Annotated in this window: 14 protein-coding genes and 1 tRNA gene; 12 read left to right on the forward strand and 3 right to left on the reverse strand. The window is 74.7% G+C overall.

Annotation, left to right across the window (positions count from 1 at the left end):
* Positions 1-8: 8 nt before the first annotated feature.
* Positions 9-1,604 carry a benzoylformate decarboxylase gene (gene mdlC, locus ACFY23_RS05735; protein ID WP_350684927.1) on the reverse strand — a complete coding sequence of 532 codons (1,596 nt, stop codon included), beginning with the start codon at positions 1,602-1,604 and terminating at the stop codon, positions 9-11.
* A gap of 60 nt (positions 1,605-1,664) precedes the next feature.
* On the reverse strand, positions 1,665-2,468 hold the full coding sequence (locus ACFY23_RS05740; RefSeq protein WP_350684928.1) for an S-methyl-5'-thioadenosine phosphorylase: 804 nt from the start codon (positions 2,466-2,468) through the stop codon (positions 1,665-1,667).
* Between the two features lie 150 nt (positions 2,469-2,618).
* On the opposite strand from ACFY23_RS05740, the gene ACFY23_RS05745 reads away from it, so the two are divergent.
* The 6 genes from ACFY23_RS05745 (at position 2,619) to ACFY23_RS05770 (ending at position 5,609) form a co-directional block, all read left to right on the forward strand.
* A complete protein-coding gene (locus ACFY23_RS05745) occupies positions 2,619-3,209 on the forward strand; it encodes a YqgE/AlgH family protein (protein ID WP_350684929.1) in 591 nt (196 codons plus the stop codon).
* Positions 3,210-3,299: 90 nt separating this feature from the next.
* Positions 3,300-3,372, forward strand: a tRNA-Ala gene (locus ACFY23_RS05750).
* Positions 3,373-3,837: 465 nt separating this feature from the next.
* Positions 3,838-4,287 (forward strand): hypothetical protein, encoded by a 450-nt coding sequence (locus ACFY23_RS05755; RefSeq protein ID WP_350684930.1) that lies wholly within the window; start codon positions 3,838-3,840, stop codon positions 4,285-4,287.
* Between the two features lie 234 nt (positions 4,288-4,521).
* Complete coding sequence (locus ACFY23_RS05760; RefSeq protein ID WP_350684931.1) at positions 4,522-4,740, forward strand: hypothetical protein; 219 nt, start codon at positions 4,522-4,524, stop codon at positions 4,738-4,740.
* 25 nt (positions 4,741-4,765) lie between these two features.
* Positions 4,766-5,314 carry a GNAT family N-acetyltransferase gene (locus ACFY23_RS05765; protein WP_387035841.1) on the forward strand — a complete coding sequence of 183 codons (549 nt, stop codon included), beginning with the start codon at positions 4,766-4,768 and terminating at the stop codon, positions 5,312-5,314.
* Positions 5,315-5,387: 73 nt separating this feature from the next.
* Positions 5,388-5,609 carry a hypothetical protein gene (locus ACFY23_RS05770; RefSeq protein ID WP_350684932.1) on the forward strand — a complete coding sequence of 74 codons (222 nt, stop codon included), beginning with the start codon at positions 5,388-5,390 and terminating at the stop codon, positions 5,607-5,609.
* A 29-nt stretch (positions 5,610-5,638) separates the two neighbouring features.
* On the opposite strand, the gene mgrA is transcribed toward ACFY23_RS05770, so the two are convergent.
* Entirely contained in the window at positions 5,639-6,634 is a 996-nt protein-coding gene (gene mgrA / locus ACFY23_RS05775; protein WP_350684933.1) for an L-glyceraldehyde 3-phosphate reductase, read from the reverse strand.
* Positions 6,635-6,755: 121 nt separating this feature from the next.
* Here mgrA and ACFY23_RS05780 point away from each other — a divergent pair, with 121 nt between their 5' ends.
* The 6 genes from ACFY23_RS05780 to ACFY23_RS05805 all read left to right on the forward strand — a co-directional run bounded on the left by ACFY23_RS05780 (position 6,756) and on the right by ACFY23_RS05805 (position 14,153).
* Positions 6,756-7,253 (forward strand): hemerythrin domain-containing protein, encoded by a 498-nt coding sequence (locus tag ACFY23_RS05780; RefSeq protein WP_350684934.1) that lies wholly within the window; start codon positions 6,756-6,758, stop codon positions 7,251-7,253.
* A 360-nt stretch (positions 7,254-7,613) separates the two neighbouring features.
* Positions 7,614-8,858, forward strand: a complete 1,245-nt coding sequence (locus tag ACFY23_RS05785) for a histidine kinase (protein ID WP_350684935.1) — start codon at positions 7,614-7,616, stop codon at positions 8,856-8,858.
* Entirely contained in the window at positions 8,855-9,523 is a 669-nt protein-coding gene (locus ACFY23_RS05790) for a response regulator transcription factor (RefSeq protein ID WP_350684936.1), read from the forward strand. Before ACFY23_RS05785 ends, ACFY23_RS05790 begins: the two co-directional genes overlap by 4 nt.
* Before the next feature lie 77 nt (positions 9,524-9,600).
* Positions 9,601-10,671: a hypothetical protein gene (locus ACFY23_RS05795; RefSeq protein ID WP_350684937.1), complete on the forward strand. Its 1,071-nt coding sequence runs from the start codon at positions 9,601-9,603 to the stop codon at positions 10,669-10,671.
* Between the two features lie 69 nt (positions 10,672-10,740).
* Positions 10,741-12,195: a magnesium chelatase gene (locus ACFY23_RS05800; RefSeq protein WP_350684938.1), complete on the forward strand. Its 1,455-nt coding sequence runs from the start codon at positions 10,741-10,743 to the stop codon at positions 12,193-12,195.
* A gap of 2 nt (positions 12,196-12,197) precedes the next feature.
* Positions 12,198-14,153 carry a VWA domain-containing protein gene (locus tag ACFY23_RS05805; protein WP_350684939.1) on the forward strand — a complete coding sequence of 652 codons (1,956 nt, stop codon included), beginning with the start codon at positions 12,198-12,200 and terminating at the stop codon, positions 14,151-14,153.
* Positions 14,154-14,235 lie beyond the last annotated feature (82 nt).

Here is a 14,235-nt window from a genome sequence, read left to right on the forward strand (position 1 = left end):
GTGGCGGGTCACAGGAGCCGGGGCACCTCGGTGCTGACCGGCACCGGCAGCACCGTCGGGCCGTCCGCCCGCAGGCCGGCGGCCAGTGCGTCGCCGAGCTGGTCCGGGTGTGTCACGACGGTGGTTGTGCAGCCGTAGCCGCGGGCGATGGCGGTGACGTCCAGCCCCGGCAGGTCCAGTCCGGGCACCCCGGGGGTGTGCTTGAAGTCGGCGAACGACTTCAGGATGGCGTACTGCTGGTTGACCGGCACCACGACGACCAGCGGCAGGCGCAGCCGCGCGGCGGTCCAGAGGGCCTGCACCGAATAGTGGAACGAGCCGTCTCCGATGACCGCGACCACCGGCCGGCCCCGGCCGGTGTCGCGCTGCGCCAGCGCGATGCCGACGGCCGCCGGCAGGCCGTACCCGAGGCCGCCGCTGGCCATGGTGAAGTACGACCCGGGTCGGGTGCTGCGCAGCCGGCGGCGCAGCGCCGGCAGGTTGGACGGCGACTCCTGCACCAGCACCCCGTCGGCGGGCCAGTGCCGGGCCAGGGCCGCGAAGAGCGCGTCCGGTGCCGGTGGCAGCCCGTCCGGCGGCGGAGGCGGGTCGGGGCGCGGCGGCGGTGCCGGCCGGTCGGTCGCCGGCAGCAGGTCGACCAGGGCGGCCAGGGCAAGCCCCGCGTCGCCGAGCAGGCTGTCGCCAACCGGGGCGCGGGCCGCCTCGTCGGGGTCGTCGGTGACGTGCAACAGCCGGGTGCCGTCGGGCAGATGGTCGCCCGGCACGTGCGGGTAGTAGCGGAACACCGGCGCGCCGACGACCAGCACGGTGTCGCGGCCGTCCAGCGCCTCCGCCAGTGGCCCCATCGCGAAGGGCAGCACCCCGCGGAAGTGGGGGTGGTCCTCCGGGAAGGCGGCCCGCTCCGGGGCGGGGGCCGACCAGACGGGGGCGGCGAGCCGCTCCGCCAGCGCCACCGCGGCCGGCCACCCGCCGGCCCGGTCCACGGCAGCGCCGAGCACCAGCGCGGGCGCGCGGCTGGCGGCCAGCACGGCGGCGAACTCCCGCAGCCGCTGCGGGTCGGGCGCGAACCGGGTGGCCACCGTCCGCACGGGCGGGGGCGGGTCGGCGGGCTGCGCCCAGTCGTCGAGGGGCAGGGAGAGGAAGACCGGCCCGGCGGGCGGCTGCACCGCGGTCGCGTACGCCCGCATCAGCGCCGCCGGGACGTCCTGCGCGCGGACCGGCTCGTGGCTCCACTTCACGTACGGCTGGGGCAGCTCGGTGGCCCGCCTGCTGGTCAGCCGGGGCTCGAGCAGCAGCATCTCCCGGGTCTGCTGGCCGGCGGTGACGATCAGCGGGGTCCGGTTGTGCCACGCCGTGACGAGGTTGCCCATGCCGTTGCCCGTGCCGGGCGCGGTGTGCAGGTTGACGTGCGCCGGCCGGCCGGTGGCCTGGGCGTAGCCGTCCGCCATGCCGACCGCCGACGCCTCGTGCAGGGCGAGCACGTAGTGGAAGTCGTCCGGGAAGTCCCGCAGGAACGGCTCCTCGGTGGAGCCCGGGTTGCCGAAGACGGTGGTCATGCCGAGGGCACGGAGCAGGTCGTACGTGGTGTCGCGGACCGTTGCCATCGCCCCCCAATCTATCGGGGCGCCCCGGGCATCTCGGGCTTTTCGCCGCTCGCCCGCCCCTCAGGGAAGCGTGATGGGGAGCTTGATGCCGTCCAGTGCCCGCCCGCAGTCGCAGTCGCGTTCGGCGGGCAGCGTGGCGACCGCGTCCAGCAGGAGCCCCCGCAGCCGGTCGGTGTTCTCGCCGAAGACCCGGAACACCTCCTCCTGGGTCACGGCGCCGCCGCCCTCCACGCCCGCGTCGTGGTCGGTGACCAGGGCGATCGAGGAGTAGCAGAGGGCCAGCTCCCGGGCGAGGACGGCCTCCGGGTGCCCGGTCATGTTCACCACCGCGCCGCCCATCGAGGCGAACCAGCGCGACTCGGCGCGGGTGGAGAAGCGGGGGCCCTCGACCACCACCACCGTGCCGCCGTCCACCGCCGGGACGTCCCGCCGCGCCGCCGAGGCGAGCAGCGTACGCCGGCCGACCGGGCAGTACGGGTCGGCGAACGAGACGTGCACCGCGCCCCGGTCGTAGTAGGTCTGCGCCCGCCCGCTGGTGCGGTCGATGAGCTGGTCCGGCACCACGAACGTGCCCGGCCCGAGTTCCGGCCGCAGCCCGCCCACCGCGCACGGGGCGAGCACCTGGCGTACGCCGAGGGAACGCAGCGCCCACAGGTTGGCCCGGTAGGGGATCAGGTGCGGCGGGTGGCGGTGGTCCCGGCCGTGGCGGGGCAGGAAGGCCACCCGCCGGCCGCCCAGCTCGGCGATGGTGACGGCGTCGGACGGCGGCCCGTACGGCGTGTCCACCTCGTGCTCGGTCGCCCCGTCGAGCAGCGCGTAGAGCCCAGAGCCCCCGATCACCGCGAGTTCCGCCGTGACGCCCATCGGTCCTCCCTCATGTCTGTCGATCACCCGACCGTCAGACCTTAGCCACCGCCCCGGGGGCAGGCTATGGTGCCAGGCATGGCGTTGACAGCGCGGATGGCACCGGTGCCCCCTGGCGTCCCGGTGCGGTCGGTCTGACGGGGGTCCGACATGCAGGGAGAGGGGCAGGCGATCGGCGGGCGGGCTACGGGGTCGATGGCCGGGCGGCTGCTGGTCGCGACGCCGGCGCTGAAGGACCCGAACTTCGACCGTACGGTCGTGCTGCTCGTCGCGCACGAGCCCGGCGGCGCCCTCGGCGTGGTGCTCAACCGGGCGACCGAGGTGCCGGTCGCCGAGGTGCTGGGCGACTGGAGCGACCTGGCCCGCGATCCGGCGGTGCTCTTCGAGGGCGGGCCCGTCCAGCCCGATTCGGCGATCTGCCTGGCCCGGATGCGCCACCCCGTGCAGCGGCTCAGGGGCTTCCACCCGATCTCCGGCGCGGTCGGCACGCTCGACCTGTCGGTCGACCCCGGGCGGCTGCGGGAGGGCATCGGCGGCATCCGCGTCTTCGCCGGCTACTCCGGCTGGGGCTCGGGGCAGTTGGAGCAGGAGATCGAGGACGGCTCCTGGTTCGTGCTGGACGCGCTTCCCGGCGACGGCTTCGTGGACCGGCCCGACGACCTGTGGCCGATGGTGCTGCGCCGGCAGGGCGGCATGATGGCGGCGGTCGCCCATTTCCCGCCGGACCCGGCGCTCAACTGAGCCGCCGCCGGGTGGGGACCCCCGCGAGATGACCATGCGGCGGGGGCTGTGTATAGTTCTCTCGTGCCCGGGCGACCGGGACAACCGCAAGGGGCCGTGGCGCAGCTGGTAGCGCACCACACTGGCAGTGTGGGGGTCAGGGGTTCGAGTCCCCTCGGCTCCACCCTTGAAAACGCCCTGGTTGGGGGAAACCCCCGACCAGGGCGTTTTGTATTTCGGTGCTCGCAGGGCCGCTACGTGCCACTGCCGTGCCGGATGAGGCGGGCCCAGGTGCAGTCACCGCGAGCCGTTGCCCTGCGTCGAGGTCGATCCCATCGTGGTGACTGACATCGAGGTGGGCGAGGCGTACGAGCATCACCGGTGGCGTGACCGGGGGTCCGGAGCGCGACTGATACCGGACTCGTATCTGTCCGTGACCGGAATCTGACCGTGCGATACGTCATAGTCGACGGCTGTCGATGTAACGCCGCGCACTGCGCAGGTGACGAGCTTCGGGTGGCCTCCGGGAACATATCGACGCCCTTGTGGGTGTAGGGAAGCGCCATACGCGCCCGGGCGGCGGAATTGCCAATCTGGTCCGGCAACCAGATCGTTCGGACGAAGGGGAGGAAACGGGGTGTTCCGAGTGATGCGGAGGATCGCCGTCGCGCTGACGGCGGCGGCGGCTCTGATCGGGGTGGTGGCTGTCCCGGCGCAGGCGGCGGTCAACCCGTACACGCCGGAGGCGGTGTGCGGCGTCGGCTACACGCGGGTGGATCAGGACCCGATCCGCAAGGACACCGGCGAACAGCTGGGCACGATCCACCTGCTGCGCAACAACCTGACCGGTTACGTCTGCACCGTCACGCTCAAGTCCGCGTACGTGGGGGTGGCGACCCGCACGATGGCCTACGTCGACACGGACTACGCGCCGGCGGTGCAGGACGACGGGCTGAAGTTCTACTACGCCGGCCCGGCCAAGACGTACGTGGGCCCGAGCTGCGTGCTCTGGGGCGCGCTCATGGAGGACTCGGCCGGCAACGTCTGGTACCACGCGCGGGCCAACCCGGCCATCGGTGGCATCGTCACCTGCTTCTGACGGTCCACGACGAAACACCCTGCGGGGCCCGGGCGGGCCGGTGGAGCCACTCCACCGGCCCGCCCGCCGTTCTGCGTCCCGAGCGGCAGGACGTCCGAGATCCGTGGGGCGGCGGTGGCCGGGCGTACCGGCGGGGCCGGGAGTGCGGCGCGGTCGGCGGGGCTCCGGCGCGCGGTGGGGGCCACGGAATAGGGGTTCAACCCCCTAATCCGGTCGGAAGGGACGGTCGCCGAGTTGCAGCAGGCGGCCTCGGCGTGGGGCCTGGCCCACGAACTCGCCCCCGAGTCGGCGCAGGCCGAGTACCTCGGCGCCTTCAACCTGCACGGGGTGGCGCAGAACGTGTTCTGCCCGGCGCTCCTGGTCGCCGCGCTCGGCGCGACCGGATCGTGGGGGTGGGTGGCCGTCGCGGCGGCGGTACGGCATGTCGAGCCGGGCCCGGCTGCCGTACGGTGACCTGCCCGATCCCGAGACGGAGATCATGAACGTGCGGTACACACGCCTCATCACGCCCGACGACGCGGTCCCGCTGACCGAGCGGCTGCGGGAGAACCGCGACTTCCTCGCCCCCTGGGATCCCGCCCGCGACGACGCCTTCTTCACCCTCGACGCCCAGCGTGACGCCATCTCCCAGGCGCTGGAGGCCCACTCCCGGGGCGCGATGGTGCCACTGGCCATCGTCGACGGTGACGACCGGCTGATCGGCAGGATCAACGTCAACGGCATCACCCGGGGTGCGTTCCAGTCGGCGGCGATCGGCTACTGGGTGAGCCGGTCGCACAACGGCCGGGGCGTCGCGACCGGCGCGGTGGCGGAGGCCGCCCGGCTGGCCTTCGGCGAGCTGGGGCTGCACCGGCTCCAGGCCGAGACGCTCATCCACAACACGGCGTCCCAGCGGGTGCTGACCCGCAACGGCTTCGTCCCGTACGGCATCGCGCCGCAGTACCTGAAGATCGCCGGTGAGTGGCAGGACCACATCCTCTACCAGTTGCTGGCGCCGGCGCCGGCCGACGGGGAGCTGACGGCATGAGGCATCGGAATTTGGGCCGTAGCGGGCTGCGCGCCTTCGACGACCTGGCCCGGCAGGGCGCATCGCCGACGAGATGGGCCTCGACCGGATCGTGTCGAACCAGCCGCGGTACAACCTGCTCTGGCGGCCCGTGGAGGCCGAGGTGCTGCCGCTGTGCGTCCGGATCCTCTCGGTCGGGGTGGCCCGGGAGGAGCTGCGCGCGTACGGCACGGCCGCCCAGCACGCGATCGCGCACGGCCTGGACGTGACCGGCGTACGCCGTCGGCTCGACGCGTTCCTTCCGCCCGCCGGCTGACCCCGGGCCGGCCGGCGGGCCGGGCGGGATCAGCCGAGGTGGCGTTCGATCTCGGCCAGCTCCTCGGCGGTGAAGTCGAGGTTGTCCAGCGCGGCGATGTTCGCCTCCAGTTGGGGCACGCTGCTCGCCCCGATGATCAGGCTGGTCATCCGCGGGTCGCGCAGCGCCCAGGCGAGTGCTAGCTGGGCCAGGGACTGGCCGCGCCGCTCGGCGATCGCGCCGAGCGCCCGGATCGTGGCCATCTTCTTCTCGTCGAGGTCGCTCTCGTTGAGGAAGACGCTGGTGCGCACCCGGGAGTCCGCGGGGATCCCGCCGAGGTAGCGGTCGGTCAGCAGGCCCTGGGCGAGGGGGCTGTAGGCGATGCAGCCCGCGCCGACCCGCTCCAGCGTGTCGAGCAGGCCGTCGTCCTCCGTCCAGCGGTTGAGCATCGAGTAGGACGGTTGGTTGACCAGCAGCGGGGTGCCCAGGTCGCGCAGGATCGCGGCGGCCCGCTCGGTCTGCTCCGAGTCGTAGTTGGAGATGCCGACGTAGAGCGCCTTGCCGGAGCGGACGACGGCGTCGAGCGCGCCCATCGTCTCCTCCAGCGGGGTGTCCGGGTCGAACCGGTGCGAGTAGAAGATGTCGACGTAGTCGAGCCCGAGCCGGCGCAGCGACTGGTCCAGCGAGGAGACCAGGTACTTGCGGGAACCCCACTCGCCGTACGGGCCCGGCCACATCAGGTAGCCGGCCTTGCTGGAGATCACCAGCTCGTCCCGGTACGCCCTGAGGTCCGTGGCGAGCATCCGGCCGAAGTTCTCCTCGGCGGCGCCCGGGGGCGGCCCGTAGTTGTTCGCCAGGTCGAAGTGGGTCACGCCGAGGTCGAAGGCGCGGCGGACGATGTCCCGCTGCCGCTCGTACGGCCGGTCCGGGCCGAAGTTGTGCCACAGCCCGAGCGAGATCGCGGGCAGCCGCAGCCCGCTGCGCCCGCTGCGGCGGTAGGTCATCTGGTCGTAGCGCTCATCCGCGGCGAGGTAGGTCACGGTCACCGACCCTATCGCCGCTCACCCCGGCCGGCGCCGGCCGCCGTAAACGGGCCTGGCGCACCGGACACGGGGGTAGTTTCGGGACCGTCCGCTTCGTTCCGCGCCCGAACCGGAAGTGAGCCCGATGGACGACATCACCGCGATGATCCTCGACGACCACGCCGCCTTCCGGCGGGGATTCGCCCGCCTCGACGACGCCCGCGACGAGCACGAGCTGCTGGCGATCTGGGACGCGCTCGCCCTGCACCTCGACATCCACGCCGAGGCGGAGGAGGCGATCCTCTACCCGCACCTGGTGCGCCACGGCGACGACGGCGAGGCCGAGACGGTCGACGCGATCGGCGACCACAACAAGATCCGCGACGCGGTCGCCGAGTCCAAGCTGCACCCGGTGGGCTCCGAGCAGTGGTGGGCGGCGGTGTGGGCCGCCCGGCGGGAGAACAGCGAGCACCTGGCCGAGGAGGAGGACGAGGCGCTGCCGGACTTCCGCCGGCACGCGAGCGTCGAGCTGCGCGCCGAGCTGGGCCGCCGCTGGCTGACCTTCTACGGCGAGCACCGGAACGGCCGCGACCTGCCCTTCACCGACAAGGACCCGCAGCGCTACGTCGACGAGCACCGTTGACGCCCCGCCGCCTGCCGCTGCGGGCCTGCCGCTGCCTGCTGGCCTGCCGCTGCCTGCCGCCCGCCGCTGTCGGCCGGCCCTGTCGGGCTGATGTCGCAAACGATTCAGTTCGACAGGGCGGCAGGGGAAAGCGCCCGGGCTGGACCGGTCGACAGGGCGGCAGGGGAAAGCGCCCGGGCTGGACCGGTCGACAGGGCGGCAGGGGAAAGCGCCCGGGCCGGACCGGTCGACACGGCGGCAGGGGACAGCACCCCGGCCGGACCGGCCCCGCCGCGCACCGCGGTCCGGCCGCCGGCCGTGTCACCGATCTCCCCGACGCGGGGGAGTCGGGCCGGGTCGGGCCGGCGGCAGAATGGGCGGGTGAAGCCCCCCACGGTCCTCGCCCCGCTGGTGGCCGGCAGCACCTGGCGGCGCGGCGTTTTCCTGCTGCTCGGCGGGGTGCTCGTGCTGCCGTACGTGCTGCTGGCGGTGGCCTTCGCGCAGATGCTGACGCAGTCGGACGTGCCCCGGCCGCTGGTGCTGGGGCTGCTCGTCGTCGCGGCGACGATCGCGGCGGTCCCGGTCTTCCTCGACGGCCCCCGGGCGCTGGAGATCGCGGCCGCGCGGGCCCTGCTCGGCGTCGACCTGCCCGACCCGGCGCCCGGGCACGCCGCCGACCGGGAGACCCGGCTGCGCTCGGCGCTCTGGATCGGGCTCCACCTGGTCAGCGGCGGGCTGGTCGTGGCCGCCCTGTTCAGCGCCGTGCCGATGGCGCTGGCCTTCATCGGGCAGCAGTTCGGCCTCGACACCGGGATGACCAGCGGGGACCGGTTCGGGCCGTTCGACGGGCGGGACACCGGCTGGCTGACCGTCGCGGGCGTTGTGGTGCTGGTGGCGCTCGGCTACACCGTCGCCGGGCTGGGCGCGCTGGCCGTGTCGATGGCCCCGGTGCTGCTCGGTCCCGCGCAGGGGGAACGGATCGCGGCCCTGGAGGCCCGGGCCGCCCGCCTCGCCGAACGCAACCGGCTGGCCCGGGAGTTGCACGACTCGGTGGGGCACGCGCTCACCGTGGCCACCCTCCAGGCGGGGGTGGCCCGCGAACTGCTCGACCGGGACCCCGAGTTCGCCCGGCGCGCGCTGACCGCGATCGAGGAGGCCGGGCGTACGGCCATGGACGACCTGGACCACGTGCTCGGGCTGTTGCGCGAGACCGAGGGCGGGCGGTCCGCGCCGGCCCCGCAGCGTACGCTCGCCGACCTGGACCGGTTGGTGGCCGACACCCGCACGGCCGGCCTGCCCGTCGACGCGCGGTGCGCCGGCGACCTCGCCGACCTGCCCGCGGCCGTCTCCCGGGAGGGCTACCGGATCGTCCAGGAGGGGCTGACCAACGCCGCCCGGTACGGTCGGGGGCCGGTCACGCTGCGCCTCGACGTGCACGTTGACGCGCTGGAGTTGGAGTTGGACAACGCGATGGGCCGCCGACGCCGTGCCGACCCGGGCCGGGGCGGCCGGGGCCTGGACGGGATGCGGGAGCGGGTGCTGCTGCTCGGCGGCCGGCTGACCGTCGGGCCCGACGGTGACCGCTGGCGGATCCGGGTACGGCTGCCGTTGGAGGGGACCCGATGACCGACACCGCGACGACGACCACCGGCGTGCTGATCGTCGACGACGACGAGCTGATCCGGGTGGGGCTGCGGGCCATCCTCGACGCCCAGCCCGACCTGCGGGTGCTCGGCGAGGCCACCGACGGCGCGGAGGTGCCGCCGCTGGTCGCCCGGCTACGCCCCCAGGTGGTGCTGATGGACGTGCGGATGCCCGGCATCGACGGCATCCAGGCCACCCGGCGGCTGCTCGCCACCTCCGCCGACCCGCCCCGGGTGCTGGTGGTGACCACGTTCGCCAACGACGAGTACGTCTACGACGCGCTCCGCGCCGGGGCCAGCGGGTTCCTGCTCAAGCGGGCCCGGCCGGCGGAGGTGGTGGAGGCGGTACGGGTGGTCGCGCGGGGCGAGTCGCTGCTGTTCCCCGCCGCCATCCGCCGCCTCGCCGGGGCGTACGGGGGGCGGGGCGCCGACCGGCTGGCGGCCGCCCGGCTCACCGAACGGGAGGCCGAGGTGCTCCGGCTGATGACCACCGGCCTGTCCAATCCGGAGATCGCCGCGCACCTGATGGTCGGGGTGGAGACCGTGAAGACCCACGTCGGCAACGTGCTCGCCAAGCTCGGCGTGCGGGACCGCACCCAGGCGGTGATCGCCGCGTACGAGTCGGGGTTCGTTACCCCGTCCGGCTGAGGCGGTCCCTCCCGAGGGGGAGCCGGTTCACCGTCGCACGGGAGGAGTCGGGGGGCCCGTCGGCCGAGGCTGGAGGCATGACGACGACCCTTCCTCCCACCCGCCGGCCGGCCGTGCGCCGGTCGGATCGGCTCGCCCCGCTGGCCGCCGCCTGGCTCGGCCTGTGGGGCGTGCTCGCCCTCGTCTCCACCGTCACCGGCGTCGGCTACCCGTTCGGGGCGAACGACCCCGGCGGAGAGATCAACCTGTTGCGGCTGGTCCCGACCACCGTCGGGCCGCCGCTGTTCGCCGCGCTGCTGCTCGGCGCCGCCGTCGCCGCGCTCGCCATGACCGGCTCGACGCGGCGTCCGGGCCGGGCGCTGCGGACGCTGCTGTCGGCGTACGGGTGGACGGTCGCGGTCCTGCTGGCCGTCGTGGTGCCGGACGTGGGGGTGCTGACCATCCTCGGGTACGCCCCGATCCTGATCGTCGGCGCGCCGTTCGGCTGGCCGCCCGTGGACTACGCGGAGGTCTTCACCTGGGCGCTGTTCGCCCGGTTCGCGGCCGTCGCCGGCGGGGTGCTGCTCGCCGGGGCCGTGCTCAACTGGCAGCGGCGCACCGCCAGCGCCTGCCCGGGGTGCGGGCGCGACGGCACCGACCGCGGCTGGACCTCGCCCGCGGCGGCGGCCCGTTGGGGGCGCTGGGCGGCCTGGGTCGCGGCCACCATCCCGGCCCTGTACGCGGTCACCCGCCTCGCCTGGGCGGTCGGCATCCCGCTCGGCATCGACAAGGCGTTCCTCGACGAGATGCGGGACTCCGGGATGGTGTGGGCGGGCGCCGGGCTGGGCGGGTTCGCGCTGGTGGGGGCGATCCTCACCCTCGGGTTGGTGCAGCGCTGGGGCGAGCGGTTCCCGCGCTGGATGGTCGGCCTGGCCGGGCGCCCGGTGCCGGTGAGGCTGGCCGTGGTCCCGGCCACCCTGGTCGCGGTGGCGGTCACCGCGGCGACCCTCGGCCTGCTCGCCACCCCGGACTTCTGGGACTTCGGCGAGGCCAGCCTGGCCACCGCGCCGATGCTGCTCTGGCCGTTCTGGGGCGTCGCGCTCGGCGCCGCCACGTACGCGTACCACCTGCGCCGCCGGGGCGCCTGCGGGCGCTGCGGTCGTGGTTGAGCCGTACGACGGTGGGGGCGCCCGGTCGACGGACCGGGCGCCCCGTCTCCGTGAGCTAGCGTTGGTCGGGTGACTGCGCCTTCCCCGGTTACCCCGGTCCCACCGGCCGACCTGCCCGGCACGCTCGGCGCGCTGCGGGCGGCCGGCCACGCGTACCGCACGGTCAAGCAGGAACTCCGCGACAACCTCCTGGCCCGGATGCGCTCCGGCGCCGACCGTTTTCCCGGCATCGTCGGCTACGACGACACGGTGCTGCCCGAGGTCGAGCGGGCGTTGCTCGCCGGGCACGACATGGTGCTGCTCGGCGAGCGGGGCCAGGGCAAGACCCGGCTCATCCGTTCGCTGGTCGGGCTGCTCGACGAGTGGACCCCGGTGATCGCCGGCTCGGTGCTCAACGAGCACCCGCTGCACCCGCTCACCCCGGCCTCCCGGGCGCTGGTCGCCGAGGCCGGGGACGACCTGCCGGTCGCCTGGCTGCACCGCTCGATGCGGTACGGCGAGAAGCTGGCCACCCCGGACACCAGCGTCGGTGACCTGATCGGCGACGTCGACCCGATCCGGATCGCCCAGGGGCGCACCCTCGGCGACCCGGAGACCATCCACTTCGGTCTGGTGCCGCGCACCAACCGGGGCATCTTCGCGGTCAACGAGCTGCCCGACCTGGCGGAGCGGATCCAGGTGGCGCTGCTCAACGTGCTGGAGGAGCGCGACATCCAGGTCCGCGGCTACCAACTGCGGCTGCCGCTGGACCTGTTCCTGGTGGCCAGCGCCAACCCGGAGGACTACACCAACCGGGGCCGGATCATCACCCCGCTGAAGGACCGCTTCGGCGCCGAGGTCCGTACCCACTACCCGGTCGACCTCGACCTGGAGCTGGCCCTGATCCGGCAGGAGGCCGACCTGGTCGCCGAGGTGCCGGAGCACGTGTTGGAGGTGCTCGCGCGGTTCGCCCGCGCGGTGCGGGAGTCGCCGTCGGTGGACCCGCGCTCCGGGGTCTCCGCCCGGTTCGCGATCGCCGCCGCCGAGACGGTCGCCGCCGCCGCGCTGCGCCGCGCCGGCCTGCTCGCCGCCACGGAGACCGCCGACGGGGTACGCCCGGAGGCGCCGGTGGCCCGGGTGGGCGATGCGGTGTCGGTGACCTCCACCCTGCGGGGCAAGGTCGAGTTCGAGAGCGGCGAGGAGGGGCGGGAGGCCGAGATCCTCGGCCACCTGCTGCGGACCGCGACCGCCGAGACGTTCCGGGCCCGGCTGGCGGGGCTGGACCTGTCCGGTTTCACCGCCCTGGTCGACGAGGACGCGGTGATCGAGACCGGCGAGCTGGTCAGCTCCGCGGAACTGCTGCGCCAGGTGGGCACCGTCCCCGGGCTCGCCAAGGCGCTGGACCGGCTCGGCCTGGGCGACGCGCCCACCCCGGAGCAGGCCGCCGCCGGGGTCGAGTTCGTTCTGGAGGGGCTGCACCTGACCCGCCGGCTCGGCAAGGACGTCACGGACTCCGGCCGGACCCGCTACGGCGGCCGGGCCTGAGCATGGCCGGCAACCGGTTCCGGTACGGGCAGTGGCGCGGCGGCCCCGACCCGCTCGCGCCCCCGTACGACGTGCGGGGCGCGGTGGACGCCGTCGGCGCGGAGGTGCTGGCCGGCGGCAGCCTCCGGGAGGCGCTGCGCGACCTGTTGCGCCGGGGCCCGCACGGGCGCGGCGGCCTCGACGACCTGGCCGCCCGGGCGAGGCGGCTGCGCCGGGAGGCGCTGCGTCGGGGCAACCTGGACGGGGCGGTCACCCGGGCCCGGGCCCTGCTCGACCAGGCGCTCGCCGCCGAGCGGGACGAGCTGCGGGGGCGCGACGGCGACGCCGCGCGGTTCGCCGAGGCGGTGCTGGACAACCTGCCCCGCTCGACCGCCCGGGCAGTGGAGGAGCTGACGGGCTACCGGTGGGCCAGCGACGAGGCGCGCCGGACGTACCAGCGGATCCTGGACGGGCTCCGCGACGACTTGCTGGGCCAGCGCTTCGCCGGCCTGCGCGACGCCGTGCGCGCCTCGGCGGACCCGGCCGCCCAGCGGCGGCTGGCCGAGATGATGCGCGACCTGAACGACCTGCTGGCCCGGCACGCCCGGTCCGAGGACACCACCGACGCGTTCGCCGAGTTCATGCGCCGGCACGGCGAGTTCTTCCCGGAGCAGCCGGCCGATATTGACGAGCTGGTCGACGTGCTGGCCCGCCGGTCGGCCGCCGGGGAGCGGCTGCTGCGCTCGCTGTCCGACCGGCAGCGGGAGGAACTGGCCGGCCTGATGCGGCAGTCGCTCGGCGACCGCCTCGCCGGGGAGTTGGCCGCCCTGGACGCCAATCTCCGCGCGATCCGGCCCGACCTGGACGGGGGCCGCGGCGAGCGGGTGCGCGGCGAGCGGCCCCTCGGCTACGGCGAGGCCGCCGGCGCGCTCGGCGAGATCGCCGAACTGGACGGGCTGCTCGACCAGCTCGACCAGGAACACCCGGGAGCCACCCTGGACGACGTCGACGTCGACGCGGTGGTCCGGACGCTGGGCCGGGACGCCGCCGACGACGTACGCCGGCTGCGGGAGCTGGAGCGGGAACTGCGCCGGCAAGGATGGGTGAGCCGGGACGCCGACGGCCTGACGCTGAGCCCGAAGGCGCTGCGCCGGCTCGGTGGCACCGCGCTGCGGCGGGTCTTCGCCGACCTGACGGCCGGGCCGCGCGGCCAGCACGACCTGCGCTCGGCGGGCGCCGCCGGCGAGGTCAGCGGGGGCTCCCGCCCCTGGGAGTACGGCGACGAGCAGCCCCTGGACGTGGTGCGGACGCTGACCCGGGCCGTCCGTCGCGCCGGGACGGGCGTGCCGGTGCCACTGGCCGTCGAGGACTTCGAGGTGGTGGAGACCGAGCGGCGGGCGTCGGCGGCGGTGGCGCTCTGCGTCGACCTCTCCTACTCGATGATCTCGCAGGGCCGGTGGGGCCCGATGAAGCAGACCGCGCTGGCGCTGGCGCACCTGATGGCCACCCGGTTCCCGCAGGACGCGTTGCAGATCGTCGGCTTCGGCCGGGAGGCGCTGCCGCTGACCCAGCAGGAGCTGGCCGCCGTCGAGCCGGACATGCAGCAGGGCACGAACCTCCAGCACGCGCTCCGGCTGGCCGGCCGGCACCTGCGGCGGCACCCGGACGCCGAGCCGGTGGTGCTGGTGGTCACGGACGGGGAGCCGACCGCCCACCTGGACCCGGACGACGGGGAGGCGCTGTTCCACTGGCCGCCGCTGCCGGAGACGATCGCGGCGACCGTCCGCGAGGTGGACCGGCTGACCCGCTACGGCGCCACGCTCAATCTCTTCATGCTCGGCGACGATCCCGGCCTGCGCCGCTTCGTCGACGCCGTCGCCCGCCGTTCGAAGGGCCGCATGTTCACCCCCGACCTGGAGGATCTCGGCGAGTACGTCGTCTCCGACTACCTCCGCGCCCGCCAGCCCCGCCGCCGCTGACGCGGCTGGCCCGCCGTCCGCGGACCGCCGGCCCCGTGCCCGGTCCGGGTCGCGTTCACCGTCCGTCCGGCCCCGTCCGAGT

It is taken from the genome of Micromonospora sp. NPDC000121, from assembly GCF_042899165.1.
In the GTDB taxonomy this organism is placed as follows: Bacteria; Actinomycetota; Actinomycetes; order Mycobacteriales; family Micromonosporaceae; genus Micromonospora.

Bases quoted from the DNA above. Each gene is read 5' to 3' on its own strand.
- ACFY23_RS05770 (WP_350684932.1), top strand. From the start codon at position 5,388: ATGGGCCTCGACCGGATCGTGTCGAACCAGCCGCGGTACAACCTGCTC.
- ACFY23_RS05795 (WP_350684937.1), top strand. From the start codon at position 9,601: ATGACGACGACCCTTCCTCCCACCCGCCGGCCGGCCGTGCGCCGGTCG.
- ACFY23_RS05780 (WP_350684934.1), top strand. From the start codon at position 6,756: ATGGACGACATCACCGCGATGATCCTCGACGACCACGCCGCCTTCCGG.
- ACFY23_RS05790 (WP_350684936.1), top strand. From the start codon at position 8,855: ATGACCGACACCGCGACGACGACCACCGGCGTGCTGATCGTCGACGAC.
- mdlC (WP_350684927.1), bottom strand. From the start codon at position 1,604: ATGGCAACGGTCCGCGACACCACGTACGACCTGCTCCGTGCCCTCGGC.
- ACFY23_RS05740 (WP_350684928.1), bottom strand. From the start codon at position 2,468: ATGGGCGTCACGGCGGAACTCGCGGTGATCGGGGGCTCTGGGCTCTAC.
- ACFY23_RS05755 (WP_350684930.1), top strand. From the start codon at position 3,838: ATGCGGAGGATCGCCGTCGCGCTGACGGCGGCGGCGGCTCTGATCGGG.
- ACFY23_RS05765 (WP_387035841.1), top strand. From the start codon at position 4,766: ATGAACGTGCGGTACACACGCCTCATCACGCCCGACGACGCGGTCCCG.
- ACFY23_RS05805 (WP_350684939.1), top strand. From the start codon at position 12,198: ATGGCCGGCAACCGGTTCCGGTACGGGCAGTGGCGCGGCGGCCCCGAC.
- ACFY23_RS05745 (WP_350684929.1), top strand. From the start codon at position 2,619: ATGCAGGGAGAGGGGCAGGCGATCGGCGGGCGGGCTACGGGGTCGATG.